Source organism: Phyllobacterium sp. SB3, from assembly GCF_040009165.1.
GTDB lineage: Bacteria > Pseudomonadota > Alphaproteobacteria > Rhizobiales > Rhizobiaceae > Phyllobacterium.
The window spans coordinates 26,906-39,469 of sequence record NZ_JBDYKI010000010.1; the positions used below are offsets into that span (position 1 = coordinate 26,906).

Annotated in this window: 17 protein-coding genes; 7 read left to right on the forward strand and 10 right to left on the reverse strand. The window is 54.8% G+C overall.

The window, feature by feature from the left end; translation table 11 throughout:
- The first annotated feature begins 5 nt into the window (after positions 1 to 5).
- Entirely contained in the window at positions 6 to 344 is a 339-nt protein-coding gene (locus tag ABKW30_RS25590) for a metallophosphoesterase (RefSeq protein WP_348601777.1), read from the forward strand.
- On the opposite strand, the gene ABKW30_RS25595 is transcribed toward ABKW30_RS25590, so the two are convergent.
- The 8 genes from ABKW30_RS25595 to ABKW30_RS25630 form a co-directional block, all read right to left on the reverse strand.
- Positions 345 to 1,316 carry an aliphatic sulfonate ABC transporter substrate-binding protein gene (locus ABKW30_RS25595; RefSeq protein ID WP_348601778.1) on the reverse strand — a complete coding sequence of 324 codons (972 nt, stop codon included), beginning with the start codon at positions 1,314 to 1,316 and terminating at the stop codon, positions 345 to 347.
- Between the two features lie 194 nt (positions 1,317 to 1,510).
- A complete protein-coding gene (locus ABKW30_RS25600; protein ID WP_348601779.1) occupies positions 1,511 to 1,819 on the reverse strand; it encodes a hypothetical protein in 309 nt (102 codons plus the stop codon).
- Positions 1,820 to 1,931: 112 nt separating this feature from the next.
- Complete coding sequence (locus ABKW30_RS25605; RefSeq protein ID WP_348601780.1) at positions 1,932 to 2,294, reverse strand: hypothetical protein; 363 nt, start codon at positions 2,292 to 2,294, stop codon at positions 1,932 to 1,934.
- Positions 2,295 to 2,458: 164 nt separating this feature from the next.
- Positions 2,459 to 3,409 (reverse strand): cytochrome c, encoded by a 951-nt coding sequence (locus tag ABKW30_RS25610; protein ID WP_348601781.1) that lies wholly within the window; start codon positions 3,407 to 3,409, stop codon positions 2,459 to 2,461.
- Between the two features lie 250 nt (positions 3,410 to 3,659).
- Positions 3,660 to 4,109 carry a cytochrome c gene (locus tag ABKW30_RS25615; RefSeq protein WP_348601782.1) on the reverse strand — a complete coding sequence of 150 codons (450 nt, stop codon included), beginning with the start codon at positions 4,107 to 4,109 and terminating at the stop codon, positions 3,660 to 3,662.
- Positions 4,110 to 4,222: 113 nt separating this feature from the next.
- The gene (locus tag ABKW30_RS25620; RefSeq protein WP_348601783.1) at positions 4,223 to 5,206 is read right to left on the reverse strand and encodes an ATP-grasp domain-containing protein; all 984 of its coding nucleotides are present in this window, start codon (positions 5,204 to 5,206) and stop codon (positions 4,223 to 4,225) included.
- Positions 5,207 to 5,309: 103 nt separating this feature from the next.
- Entirely contained in the window at positions 5,310 to 6,023 is a 714-nt protein-coding gene (locus tag ABKW30_RS25625) for a DNA helicase (protein WP_348601784.1), read from the reverse strand.
- 253 nt (positions 6,024 to 6,276) lie between these two features.
- Positions 6,277 to 6,648, reverse strand: coding sequence for a hypothetical protein (locus ABKW30_RS25630; RefSeq protein WP_348601785.1), 372 nt, complete (start codon positions 6,646 to 6,648; stop codon positions 6,277 to 6,279).
- Positions 6,649 to 6,826: 178 nt separating this feature from the next.
- Here ABKW30_RS25630 and ABKW30_RS25635 point away from each other — a divergent pair, with 178 nt between their 5' ends.
- The 3 genes from ABKW30_RS25635 to ABKW30_RS25645 all read left to right on the forward strand — a co-directional run bounded on the left by ABKW30_RS25635 (position 6,827) and on the right by ABKW30_RS25645 (position 8,466).
- Positions 6,827 to 7,519, forward strand: a complete 693-nt coding sequence (locus tag ABKW30_RS25635) for a YafY family protein (RefSeq protein ID WP_348601786.1) — start codon at positions 6,827 to 6,829, stop codon at positions 7,517 to 7,519.
- A 73-nt stretch (positions 7,520 to 7,592) separates the two neighbouring features.
- Entirely contained in the window at positions 7,593 to 7,982 is a 390-nt protein-coding gene (locus ABKW30_RS25640; protein WP_348601787.1) for a VOC family protein, read from the forward strand.
- Complete coding sequence (locus ABKW30_RS25645) at positions 7,975 to 8,466, forward strand: EVE domain-containing protein (RefSeq protein ID WP_348601788.1); 492 nt, start codon at positions 7,975 to 7,977, stop codon at positions 8,464 to 8,466. The genes ABKW30_RS25640 and ABKW30_RS25645 overlap by 8 nt, the downstream gene beginning before the upstream one ends.
- On the opposite strand, the gene ABKW30_RS25650 is transcribed toward ABKW30_RS25645, so the two are convergent.
- Positions 8,393 to 9,664 (reverse strand): MFS transporter, encoded by a 1,272-nt coding sequence (locus ABKW30_RS25650; RefSeq protein ID WP_348601789.1) that lies wholly within the window; start codon positions 9,662 to 9,664, stop codon positions 8,393 to 8,395. The two genes, ABKW30_RS25645 and ABKW30_RS25650, sit on opposite strands and share 74 nt — an antisense overlap.
- Positions 9,665 to 9,778: 114 nt before the next feature.
- Between ABKW30_RS25650 and ABKW30_RS25655 the strand changes: the two genes are divergently transcribed.
- Entirely contained in the window at positions 9,779 to 10,222 is a 444-nt protein-coding gene (locus ABKW30_RS25655; RefSeq protein WP_348601790.1) for a helix-turn-helix domain-containing protein, read from the forward strand.
- Between the two features lie 47 nt (positions 10,223 to 10,269).
- Positions 10,270 to 11,346 carry a CaiB/BaiF CoA-transferase family protein gene (locus ABKW30_RS25660; protein WP_348601791.1) on the forward strand — a complete coding sequence of 359 codons (1,077 nt, stop codon included), beginning with the start codon at positions 10,270 to 10,272 and terminating at the stop codon, positions 11,344 to 11,346.
- Between the two features lie 9 nt (positions 11,347 to 11,355).
- Here the strand turns inward: ABKW30_RS25660 and ABKW30_RS25665 are convergent, their stop codons facing one another.
- Entirely contained in the window at positions 11,356 to 11,739 is a 384-nt protein-coding gene (locus ABKW30_RS25665) for a hypothetical protein (RefSeq protein ID WP_348601792.1), read from the reverse strand.
- 116 nt (positions 11,740 to 11,855) lie between these two features.
- Between ABKW30_RS25665 and ABKW30_RS25670 the strand changes: the two genes are divergently transcribed.
- Positions 11,856 to 12,500, forward strand: a complete 645-nt coding sequence (locus ABKW30_RS25670; protein WP_348601793.1) for a response regulator — start codon at positions 11,856 to 11,858, stop codon at positions 12,498 to 12,500.
- Positions 12,501 to 12,564: the final 64 nt, after the last annotated feature.

The window sequence follows — 12,564 nt, forward strand, 5'->3', positions numbered from 1 at the left end:
GTAAAATGAAGCGCTTTACTCAGATATTGATGTTTGGTCTGGCCGTTTGTGTGCAGCCAGCACTTTTATCCGCAGACATTTCGCAGGCACAAGCTGCCGTTCGCAAGAATGTCAGCGAATATGCAGGCGAGCGCTGCACCCCGCCGCCTGTCGGTTCTGGTGTAATCGTTGGTCGTTATACCGGCACTTCCGACAATGGGATGATTTCGTTTGGCGATGGCATGAGCACTATTTGGGAGCTTCGTTGCTTTACCTCGATGTCTGAGTGTCAAGGCTGGCTTTATACGATGCGCAGCAAGTACACCGATGGAAACTCGGTGCTCATTAGCTGCAAGCGGCGCTAATCAACCTGCCTGTTGCCCCTTCCAGACGATCTCGCTGACATTGAGCTTTTTTGGAACAATCTTGAGATTATAGAATTCATCGGCGAGAGCCTGCTGATATTTTATGGCCTCCTCCGATATGGTCGTCACATCGCCGAGATCAGCGTCCTTGCGCGTCAGAATGATGCGCTGGATATCTTCCGGCACACCTGTGATCTTCGACAAGGTGGCAACCGTCTCATCGAGATTGTCCTGTGCGCTGCGCCCAACGATGGCAAGCTCGTCAATGATTTCGGTCAGCACGTCGCCGTGCTGCGTTGCGAATTCTCCGTTGCTCAGGAAGAATGACCAGGATTCCACAATCCCGTCCGCCGTGGTCAATACCCGGGCTTCAGGGCGCTTTTCCGCAATGGCAAAGTAAGGGTCCCATATGGCCCAGGCGTCGATCTTGCCAGCGGTGAATGCAGCGGCTGCATCGGAGGGCGAAAGGTCAATCGCCTCGACATCGTTCACCGTAAGCCCCGCTGTGCGCAGCGCCTTCACCGTGAAATTGTGTGCGCTGGATCCCCGTTTAAAGGCTACGCGTTTGCCTTTAAGGTCTGCAATTGATTTGAATGGCGCATCCTTTGCCACCAATATCCCCGAGCCTGACGGCGAGCCGCGATAGGTGCCCGCATAGACAAGATTGCCTCCTGCGGCCTGCGCGAAAAGCGGAGGCACATCGCCGGTCGGTCCGAAATCGATTGCACCGGCGCCAAGCGCCTCAAGCAGTGGCGGGCCGGAAGAGAATTCGGACCACTTGACGTCGACACCGCGGGATTTCAGCCGCGCTTCCAACGCACCTTTTCCCTTTGCCAGTGCCAGAACACCATTCTTCTGCCAGCCTATGCGCAAAGTCTTCAGCGGCTGCCCTGCGGAATTGGCCGAAAATGGCAGGACTACACTTCCGGCGGCAGCGCCTAGCAAGGCAAGTGTCTGTCTACGATTGAACATTTGCGGCATTCCTTTCCAGTGGCAATGACGCCGCATGATCGGGCGCTCTGATGGAAAGCATCGCGGAAAGGTAGCATCGCAGCGAGTTCAGAAGATGCGAATATATGGGCTTGGCGGGAAAATATTCGCAAATTTCAGCCAAACCGCGAAATCAATGCGGTGAGCCAACGCAACAGCGATGGGCGCATTTGCTGTCAATAGCAGTTGGGCGGGTCTTCCTGCACGACTGTCCAAGGCGTATTCGGCGGCAGGATTACAGATCTGACAAACGCAACCAGCCCGTTGGATTTTGGCTGAACATTAAAGCTGTCATTGCGGGTATCGCTTTGTCCGGCAATGGTCAGCGTGTATCTCGTGGAACAGTTGTAGGAGCGGTCCTCCGGATTAATCGCTGTAATCCAGAATCCTTTGTCGTTGGAATCCCACATTAATAGCGGCGAAGACCAAGCTGCGCTCGGAACGGTGGCAAGCACAAGCAAACAGCAAATAATCCACTTTCTCATCACGCACCTCACGAAGGCCGGAGCTTCGGCCAATGTGTCTGAGATTATCAGCTATTGCTGGCTCGCAGGCATCAAAGATTCTTTCACAATCAAGCAAATAGATACCGGCCGGTTACTCTTCGCGCGAAGCTAAGCACGGATCGAGGACGATGTGCGTTCTATCCAGCATTCTCATACCACCGCGAATGAGAATGCGTTCGCCGATCTTCATTCCGTTACCGGAATAGGTGATGCACATCACCTGCACGCCGGGTTCGGAACATATGGCCAAATACCAGAGGGCTTCATCACTATGAATAAAGGTGAGAGGACCTGAGGCCCAAAGGTCAATCCGGTCACCTGAAGGAACTTCAAGCCCGGCAATCGTCGCCGCAAGTCCTTCACACGATACATTTTGTTTAGGCATCTCTTCCGGCCCAGCCAATCCCGGCCGATCGGAAAGAGAGTTGCTTTGCGCCAGCGCCGGATAGTTCATGCCACTGATCGATAAGTATATAGTACAGAAAATGCGGAGTTTTGCGGAAACCATTGCTGTGGCGAGCACCTTTGTCGTGATCAGATACCGCCAGTGGACGACACAAGACGCCCATGCCGCAAGCAACTAATTCCAAGGTTTGTCATAAGAAAATCTATGGCAGATCACTGCGCGGCAGGATATCCGTTCGGATGCGCAGGGATGGCCTTCAGATAGGCAGCGATGGCATCGCGATCAGAGGCTTGCAGATGGGACATATTCTGCACCACATCAGCCATGGAACCACCGAGAGAATCGAAATCCGGCGTGAACCCGCTTTCCAGCGCATAGGAGATATCCTGTGCCGACCATGAGTCGATACCGCCCTCACCGCCGGTAATATTCGGCACGACGCCTTTGCCTTCGGGTGCCTTGGCACCCGCCAGCCAAAGCGTTTTATCAGGCCCGCCAATCGCATTGCGCGGAGTGTGGCACTCCCCGCAATGTCCCGGTCCCTCAACCAGATATTGGCCACGTCTGATGGCCTCGCTGGCATTGGCAATTTCGAGTACGGGCTGATCGGAAAGGTAAAGCCGCTTCCATAGGCCGATACCGCGCCGCACTGTGAACGGGAAGCTCAGCTTGTGCGGCCCGGCGACGTTATCCGATGGCGGCAGAGTCTTCATGAAGGCATGAAGATCGGCAATGTCCTGCAATTGCATGCGGGCATAGGACGTATAGGGAAAGGCAGGGTAATAATGCCTTCCATCAGGCGAGACCCCGTGGGTCATGGCATTGGCAAAATCAGAGAGCGACCAGTCGGCAATTCCCTGCTTGGAAGGCGAAATATTGGGCGTAACGAAGGTGCCGAAGGGCGTCACCAGTTCCTCACCGCCACTCAAGACCAGCCTTGCATCGCCCGTTGCGCCCGGCGCGGCATGGCAGGAGGCACAGCCGCCCTGCCAGAATATGCCCTGCCCGCGAGTCACATCGCCCGGTGCTGTTGCCGCAAGCTTTGCCTCGTCAAGATGGGTCGGTGCTGATATCAGCCAAAAACCGGCACCGCCGATAATCAGCAGGCTGAAGATAAGCTTGAAAAGCCGGCGCACCACCGGAAGATTCGGGTCCGGACTCATTAATCTGGTCGCAATGGTATGAGGCTTTTCGTTTGGCCAGGAGGAGCAAAGGCGAAGGCAATGTGGTTCATTGTCGAGACTTTGCGACAAACTGGGCGGGCGAAAAGACCATATCCTGCGGACGCCGAAACGGCTGCAAGCTGCAGTGTCGAACCGCTCGTCCGGGGGAAAGACCCCCGCCCTTCGCACTTCTCCTCGCATCTTGCAGCCGTTTCAGGCGCCATTGCGATCATATTAATGAGTCCTGACCCTAGTTCTTCTTTACGCGGAATGCCTGATGGCATGTGCCGCAGTTTTGCGTCACTTGATTGAATGCAGTCTTGAAGCTTTCAAGGTCTTTCGGGTCAGCGGCTACGGCCGCGGCCGTATCGGCCTTATACTTGTCGACTGCTGCCACGAAGGCGGCGTTGTCTTCCCATATTTTCGGTGCAGCAGTCGTATCGCCCGTGTCACTACCCGCCGGGAACAAGGTGGCCGGGTCCAGTTTCTGCGCGTCGTCATTCAGCTTTTTCAACGCGGTCATCACGGTCGCGGCATCGAAGGGCTTTTCGCCTTTGGCAATGGGAGCGATGCTTCCTATCGCTCTGCCCTGATCTTTCATCAGCGCCTGCCTGTCCGCAATAGGGTCAGCGTTGGCTGCAGCGGCAAACACTGCAACAGCCAAAATTGGCGCTGCGGAAAAAGCAATCAGTCTCTTCATTGGGTAAGTCCTACTCTTGTGGCTAACAACTTGGCTTCAAGGGCTTGGAATCACTCTAATCAAAAGATTTCGAATTGCACGGGCGCAGCGCCATCACATTTTCGTTTGCCGCACTAGGCAGACCGTGACGATGAAAGTTCGATCTGACCCTGCAGGAACTCGCCAAAACTCATGCCATGAGCCGCCAAAGCCTTGGGAAAGAGCGATGACTTGGTCAAACCCGGCAACGTATTGATTTCAAGGAATATCGGGCCATTGGCGGTGATGATGAAATCGCTTCGTGAATAACCGCGTGCACCTACGGATGAGTGCGCTTTCAAGGCCATTTCTTGCAGCGATATATTGACATGCTCATCAAAGGTGGAGGGGCATAGCTCGTTTGTTTTGGGTGACAGATATTTGGCTGCATAGTCAAACACTCCATCCGCCGGCCGGATTTCGACAGGCGGCAATGCAATCAATTTGCCTCCGTGTTCCAGAACGCCGCAGGTGGCCTCAACCCCCTTGATAAATGGCTCAATCAGATAGGCTTCCTTCTGCGCCGCCTCTTCAAGCTCCGCAAGCTCTTCCTGCTTTTCAACGAAGAAGAGACCGTAACTCGACCCGTCGGCAATCGGCTTTGCCACGAGCTTGCCATAGGTACCGAGACTGCTCGCGGCTTTCTCAAGCGTCAATGTTGGCGGCGTTGAAACACCGGCCTTTGCGACGGTCTCCTTGGTGGCAAGCTTGTCGAACGCAAGTTTGCTCGCCTTGGAACCGGAACCAGTAAACCGGGCACCGTGCTTCTCACACAAGGCCGCAAGATCGCCATTTTCAGCCATGCCGCCATGCATTCCGAGGACAAGCACCCGCTGCTCGCGAGCAGCGCGCTCAATCGCTGTTTCAATCGGGCCAAGAGGCTCGCCGGACACTGGCAGTTCGGTTTCGAACGGACGCGAATGCTGCATGAGCACGTTTCTGTCGCAACTGCTGACAATGCCATCGCTGCCCCAGAACCAAAGGTCGGCATCCGGCAGCGTAGCGGCTATCGCTTGCGTGCTTGCAACCGAGACGAGACGTTCACGATTTTCGCCGCCGAAGAGGATGGTATTGCGCATGTAATGAGAATCCCTCGATATTTATGATGCCGTCACTGGCCTCAACACCAGTCTTATCGTTTGACGGCTTTTTCAAGGAATCCGATGCAGTTTCAGTCTGCTTTCAGCCCGCCATTTGAAAGCGGATTTCGCCATTGTTCACAAAACATGTCTTGTTGAACAGCGACAGATCCAGCGGATTTGGCAAGCGGACATCCGTGATTTCGGGAAAGGGTTTTGCCGCCGGATCATACAGGCGGTCAATCTGCGACAGGAGTATGATGATTATTCCCTTGTCTTTCGCAAATGATTTCAGCTTGCGAATCTGCGTCATCAATTCCGGCTTATCGCGATTTTGATCGAGTATCTGCAAATAGTCGATCACAACCAGAGTGCCCCGTGCGGCTGATGCGAGCCTCCCGACAATATAATCAGCGCTTATGGCGTCTGATGTGTCAAACTCAAACAAGCCTTTGAATTTCTCCCAATCCGCTCCGATGCGACGGAAGCAATCCACAATGTCCTTGCGGGTATACTCCAATGTAAAAAAGGAGGCTGATTTGCCGGTCTTCATGGCCTCAACCGCCAGTTCCAGACTGAGCAGCGTTTTGCCATGGCCGGGACGCGCACCTATCAGAACAAGATCACCCGCTCTCAGCTGTTCAAACAATTTTGCTGAATGGGAAACTTCCGATATTTTGGCGGCAAGCAGGCTCCAGCTGTCGAAGCCTTCCCCGGCTGCAATCCGGTCGAGCGCCTTGTGCAAGGGAATCTTTTCCAACCGGGAAAGTAGCTTGGCCTTACGCTTCAAATGGTAGACGGGAGCAGAAATTTTCATCACAGGCAAACCTCCTATTGCGAGCAATATTCCTGCAACTCCTCCTTATGCATCATGCCCGAACAGATGGTTCAACAACCATGAAGCCCCGCATGAATTATACTTTCCTGATGGAGGGCGGAGGCGCGGGCCGAGCCAGAATCAAATCATAACTCAGCATTGCCGAAACCCCAATATGCAAATCTCTATAGAACAAAAAGCCCCTCCATCGTGCGATGGAAGGGCTTTGGTTTATTGCAGTCAAATCAACGAATTAAAGATCGAAGATGATCTGCGGGTTGCCCGTGCGGTAATAGCGTGGACGACGGTGACGCGGACGGTCCCAACGCCGATCCCAGCTGCGATAATACGGCCGGTCATAGCGACGATAATGCGGGCGGTCATAGCGGCGATAGTGGCGACGCTCCCAACGGTTGCGGCGATCACGACGATCCCAACGGCGCTCGTAACGATCACGTCGATGCCAACGGCGGTGGTCTACTTTCTGAACCAGTGTATCAGCAGTCGTTCCTGCTGTTTCTACCGGCCTTTGCACGGTTGCAGGCGCGGCGCCGGCCGTTCCTGCAGTTCCCAGAGTACCAACCGATATTAAAACAGCGCAAATGGCTGAAATCAGCTTTCTCATCGTTCCTCCAGTGAATGCCCCCTCTACATGAAGGCGTTCAGCATGTTAAAAGTCCCTAAGGATTTAGACTTAAGTCTAATCCTCTGAACCACAGATGAACAATCAATATGGCAAGCCGAAGGCATGAAGTTTCGTCAAACGGAACCCGAAACCGCTCCGGCTGAATTTGAGGAATACGGTGTCACGATCCGAACGACTGCTTGATCTTATTCAGATTATGCGCCGCCACCGCCACCCTGTCAGCGGCAAGACGCTGGCTGAGGAAACCGGCATCAGTATCCGCACGCTCTATCGCGACATAGCGACATTGCAGGCGCAAGGGGCACATATTGAAGGCGAACCGGGGCTGGGTTACGTGCTGAAGCCGGGCTTTGTCCTGCCACCGCTCATGTTTTCCCAAGATGAACTGGAGGCTATCGTGCTCGGATCACGCTGGGTCACCAATCAGTCCGATGCGCGTCTTTCGACCGCCGCCCGCGATGCCTTGGCAAAAATTGCGGCCGTTCTTCCTGAAAATCTGCGCAACGATGTGGATGCATCCACATTGCTGGTCGGTCCGTCTAATCCAGTCAATACGGATACCGTCGATCTGGCCATTGTCCGCAAGGCAATACGTTCGGAATACAAGCTTGATATCATCTATCAGGATGTGGATGGCGCAGCCTCGACACGTATTATATGGCCGTTTGCGCTCGGCTTTTTTGACCGGGTACGGGTCATCGTCGCTTGGTGCGAACTGCGCCAGGATTTCCGGCATTTTCGCGCGGATCGGATATCCGACGCGAAAGTGACTGAAAGCCGTTATCCGCGCCGTCGGCAGGTACTCTTGAAAGAATGGCGCCGCAGCCAGAACATCGCAGAGCCCCTATGACCGCTATCGCTACTGCCGGAAACTGACAGCATCGCGGTTTAGATCTTTCTCCACATCAACCGGAGAAAGACAAATGCTCAATTCCTCATTCGTGCTGTTTTACGTGCAGGATGCCGCTGCAAGCCTGAAATTCTATTCGCAGTTGCTTGACCGCGAGCCTCTGGAAAACTCTCCCAACTTCGCCATGTTTGGCTTTGATTCCGGCCTGAAACTCGCCGTCTGGTCACGGGATGCCGCAAAACCGGCCCCTGTTGCAGAAGCTGGTGGCTGTGAACTGCTTTTCATGGCTGCGAATGTCAAAGCGCTTGATGCGATGCACGACGATTGGCGTGCCCGTGGTCTCCCGATAGAACAGGAGCCGGTAACTCTGGATTTCGGGTACACATTCGTCGCGCTCGACCCGGATGGACACCGCCTGCGCGTTCTTGCACCTGTTTCTGAAAGCAGCCATCAACATGCGTAATCACTGGATAGTGGTGGCCTCTGCCGATCATATCGGACACGGCAAGGCGGAAGGCTTCATGCAGGCCTGTCATGGCAGGGAAGCGCCTCTCAAAAGGATGCGTCCGGGAGACGGGATTGCCTGCTACTCCCCCTCGACGGAGTTTCGCGGCAGCGATCGGCGTCAATCCTTCACCGCCATAGGTATCGTCTCGGACGGCGATCCCTATAGGTTCGACATGGGTGCCGGGTTTGTACCATGCCGACGCGACGTGGAATGGGCGCAAGCTGTAGAAGCGCCCATCCACCCCTTGCTGGAACAACTTTCCTTCACCGCCAACCGGAAGAATTGGGGTTATCAGTTCCGGTTTGGCCTGTTCGGTATCACGCAACAGGATTTTGAGATCATCGCGGCAGCCATGTCGGCAACCATCAGGACTGATGAATTGCAGGTGCCGGGGTCAAATGCCTCGTCGCCGCCCAGAATGCCAATGTTGCTATGCTGATGGCAAAGCCTGCGACACAGACCCCGGCCCAGCCTGCATGGGCATAGATGATCGTTGAGCTTAACGAACCCGAAGCGCTGCCGATGGAATAGAAGATCATATAGCCCGCAGTCAGGCGGCTTTGCGCTTCGGGGCGTACGCGATAGATCATGCTCTGATTGGTGACATGAACGGCCTGCAAGCCAAAATCGATTGCGACCACGCCGATAACAAGCAGCCAGAGCGACGACTGCATGAAGGCTATGGGTATCCAGGCGAGCAGCATGACCGTAAGCGCTATGCCGGTCATGCGCTGGGCGTATCCCCTGTCAGCCAGACCGCCCGCACGCGATGCTCCCAAAGCCCCCGCAACACCGGCAAGACCAAACAGGCCGATCTGCGTGTGGGAAAGATCAAATGGCGGGGCGCTCAACGGCAGAACCAGCGGCGTCAACAACATGGTAATATTGGCGAAGATCAGCATTGTAATCAGGGCGCGAACACGCAGCACCGGCACTTCGACGAAAAGCTGGAAAACCGAGGCAATGAGTTGAGGATAGCTGATATCGCTAACACGTTTTTCGTGCTTGGGCAGATACCGGAAAAGCAAAGCTGCAATGATCAAGGTCAGCACAGCGGAAACCGCATAGACGGAGCGCCAACCCGCAACGTCCGAAAGTGCGCCAGCCACAGACCGCGCCAGCAATATTCCGATGACAATGCCGCTGGTGACGATACCGACGATTTGTCCGCGCTCATGCGGCTTTGCAAGGCTGGCTGCATAGGCAACCAGCGTTTGCGTGACAACCGCAAGCAATCCGATAGACGCCATGGCGATCAGCAAGGCCAAGGCATTTGGCGCGAAATATACCGCCATCAGGGCAATGGCAGACAAAACCGATTGCCCTGCGATCAACAGGCGCCGGTCAAGCAGGTCTCCAAGCGGCACCAGCAGAAGCAAGCCCAAGCCATATCCCACCTGCGATATCGCAATGATGATACCGATTGTAGCATGGTTCATACCGAACGTATCAGCCATGGCGTCAAGCAATGGTGGCGCGAAATAGACATTGGCAACCGCCAACCCGCTGGCAACGGCAAACAGTAGCGCCAGCGGTCGTGACAGACCGGAAACAGGTGATGTACGCGCCGTGGCGGAGGCATCTCTTTCGCCAGACTGGCCATCAGTCGCGAGTACGCCGCCCTGTTCAAACGCCATCTTATTCTCCATAAACGGTTGCAAATTAAAACCACTTGCTCATTATTGCGTTTGGTTTTATCTTGCAACCATAAAAATCAAAACAGCTTCAATGAAAGCTGAAAGGGGGAATGGATGGTCAAACGCACAAGTCATGAATTTTCAGCCTGTCCGGTCGCAAGACCACTCGATGCGATAGGCGATTGGTGGTCGCTCCTCATCATCCGTGATGCTTTCGAGGGGGTGACGCGTTTTGGCGAGTTCCAGAAAAGTCTGGGCCTTGCCAAGAACATCCTGTCGGCGCGGCTGAGAAATCTGGTTGCCCATGAGATTCTCGAACTGAAGCCCTGCGCTGATAACAGCAACTACAACCAATATGTGCTGACGGAAAAAGGGCGCGGTCTCTTCCCGCTGCTCGTTGCGTTACGCCAGTGGGGCGAAGACTATTTCTGCACAGAAGACGAAGAGCACGTTACACTTGTTGACCGCCAAAAAGGTGAGCCTGTGCGACGTCTTGAATTACGGGCGCAGGACGGACGGCTTCTAGGGCCGGATGATACGCTGGTATCCGGTCATTAAAAATGCCAACCTGATCTTTGAACAGCGACACTCAAAGGCAGGCACGCATGCAGAAATCGCCACCCCGGCAGGGTCCGCTTACTGGTGTCAAGGTGCTGGAGTTTATCGGCCTCGGACCCGCCCCGCATTGCGCCATGTTGCTTGCAGATCTCGGTGCTGACGTCGTGCGGATTGAGCGCGCCGGTGGCAATGGCTGGCCCAATCCTGTTCAGGATCGCGGTCGCCGCATTGTCGAGCTGGATATACGAACCGAAGCAGGATGCGCGCGCTGCCTTGAACTTGCAGCGAAAGCCGATGTCCTCATCGAGGGCTACCGCCCCGGTGTCATGGAGCGGCTTGGCCTTGGACCGGATATATTGCAACCCCTCAATCCCGGCTTGATCTATGGCCGCGTGACAGGCTGGGGACAGACCGGCCCGCTTGCTCAAGCGGCCGGGCACGATATCAATTACATTGCGCTTGCGGGTGCGCTGGCCTCCATGGGAACCAGCGGACCGCCGGTACCGCCGCTCAATCTGGTCGGTGATTATGGCGGCGGCTCCATGCTGCTCGCTTTCGGCATTCTTGCTGCGCTGGTCGAACGCCAAAGTTCAGGCAAGGGACAGGTCATCGATGCCGCAATTGTCGATGGCGTCTCATCCCTGATGAGCCTTTTTAGCGGCCTTGCCGCTTCCGGCAGCATCTCCATGGATCGCGACAGGAACCTTATCGGCGGTGCGGCGCCCTATTATCGCAGCTATGCCTGCTCCGACGGGCGCTATGTTGCTATCGGCGCATTGGAGCCAAAGTTCTTTGCCGAATTGCTGGAAAAGCTCGGCATGGACTCCGGCTTTCGGGAGTTGCAGAACGTCACCGCAAGCTGGCCACAAATTGAAGCAGAATTTGCCCGGATATTCGCGACACATACGCAGGCGGATTGGTGCGAACTTCTGGAATCAACCGATGCATGTTTTGCGCCGGTGCTCACTTTGAGCGAAGCGCCGGATCATCCGCACATGTCAGCGCGCGAGACTTATGTTCAGGTCGACGGCCAGCGGCAATCCGCACCCGTACCAAAATTCTCGCGGACACCCGGCGCTGCGCGGCCATCCGTAACGCTGACGGGAGATGATGAGATTTGGTAGAGCCAGAGCCTATCCAGGCCGCTTTGTTTCATCAGCCAGCTCGGTCGCTCCAGCCGAGTTTTCAGCTTCATCCTGCAATAGCACGTTTCGCAAGTGGACGGTCTTTGTTGCCGCTTGCTGAACGTTGTTGACCTCGCAAAGCAGAAGCTCATCCCGCGCAGTCTGTTCGGCGCTGATCGCCTGATCGATGCATTTTTCAATCAGAGCACAGTTAACCGGACTCGCTTTATAGTGGTGATGGATTGCTCTCAACCGCGCAATTATCCGGCGTGTTGCAACGTGTCGGTCAATGAGGCCAGCAAGCTCCAGAGTAGTGGCATCCATCTGCTCGGAATTGTCGTTATTAGTGATTTTTTCCGAACTCAATGTGACCCCGTACGATGTGATTTCCACGATGAAATCCCGATAGCCGGGTTCACATTCCACCGGAAGTGACAACGCTGTCCCTTTTCGATATATGTACACTTATTGGTGTATCCTGTTGTATATTTTTTTAAGAATTATTTTTTATGACCAAGTCGAATACCTTCCGGCATGTGCTGGTAATTGAAGATCAGCATCTCATGCGTCTTGCTCTCGTTCAGGAGTTAAAGGCAGCTATTCCCCTCTCGGTTGTCCATGCGGCGCCAAACCTTGAAACGGCGCTGGACCTGATCCGAGCTTTCTCTTTCGAGCTTGTTTTCATTGATCCGGGACTGCCCCACCCGCCTCCCGGTTCCAGCAGGCATCGTCTGACCGTTGTGAAAACGATTGTCGAACGATCCCCCGGTGCCACCCATATTGTCGTAACCGGGGCCGATAAAGGCAAGGAATCCGGTATTTTCCGAAAACTCGGCGTGAGCGGCTACATTACGAAGAATGAGCTGAAGCCCCGAACGATGCGCGCGATACTGGATGAAATTGCCCAGCATGGATGGAGCGATGGTCTGATCCTGAAAACGTCCACAAAACCTGAGATTTATCATGCGGCATTGTCGGCACGCGAACAGGAAGTGCTGGCATGGATGCGTCAAACCCCTGCAGGTATCAGCCGCAAACAGGTCTACGACCAGTTGGCCGAGCATATGAGCATAGATCCGGCCTCTGCCGAGCGCTATTACAAGCGTGCCAAGGCCAAGCTTTTGAAATATGGGCCGGTGCCGGGGATGGTCTAACGCCCTGATTTCTGCCACTTGCATATATTGGAAAATTCCTTACCTTAATGTAAGGAATTTTTCA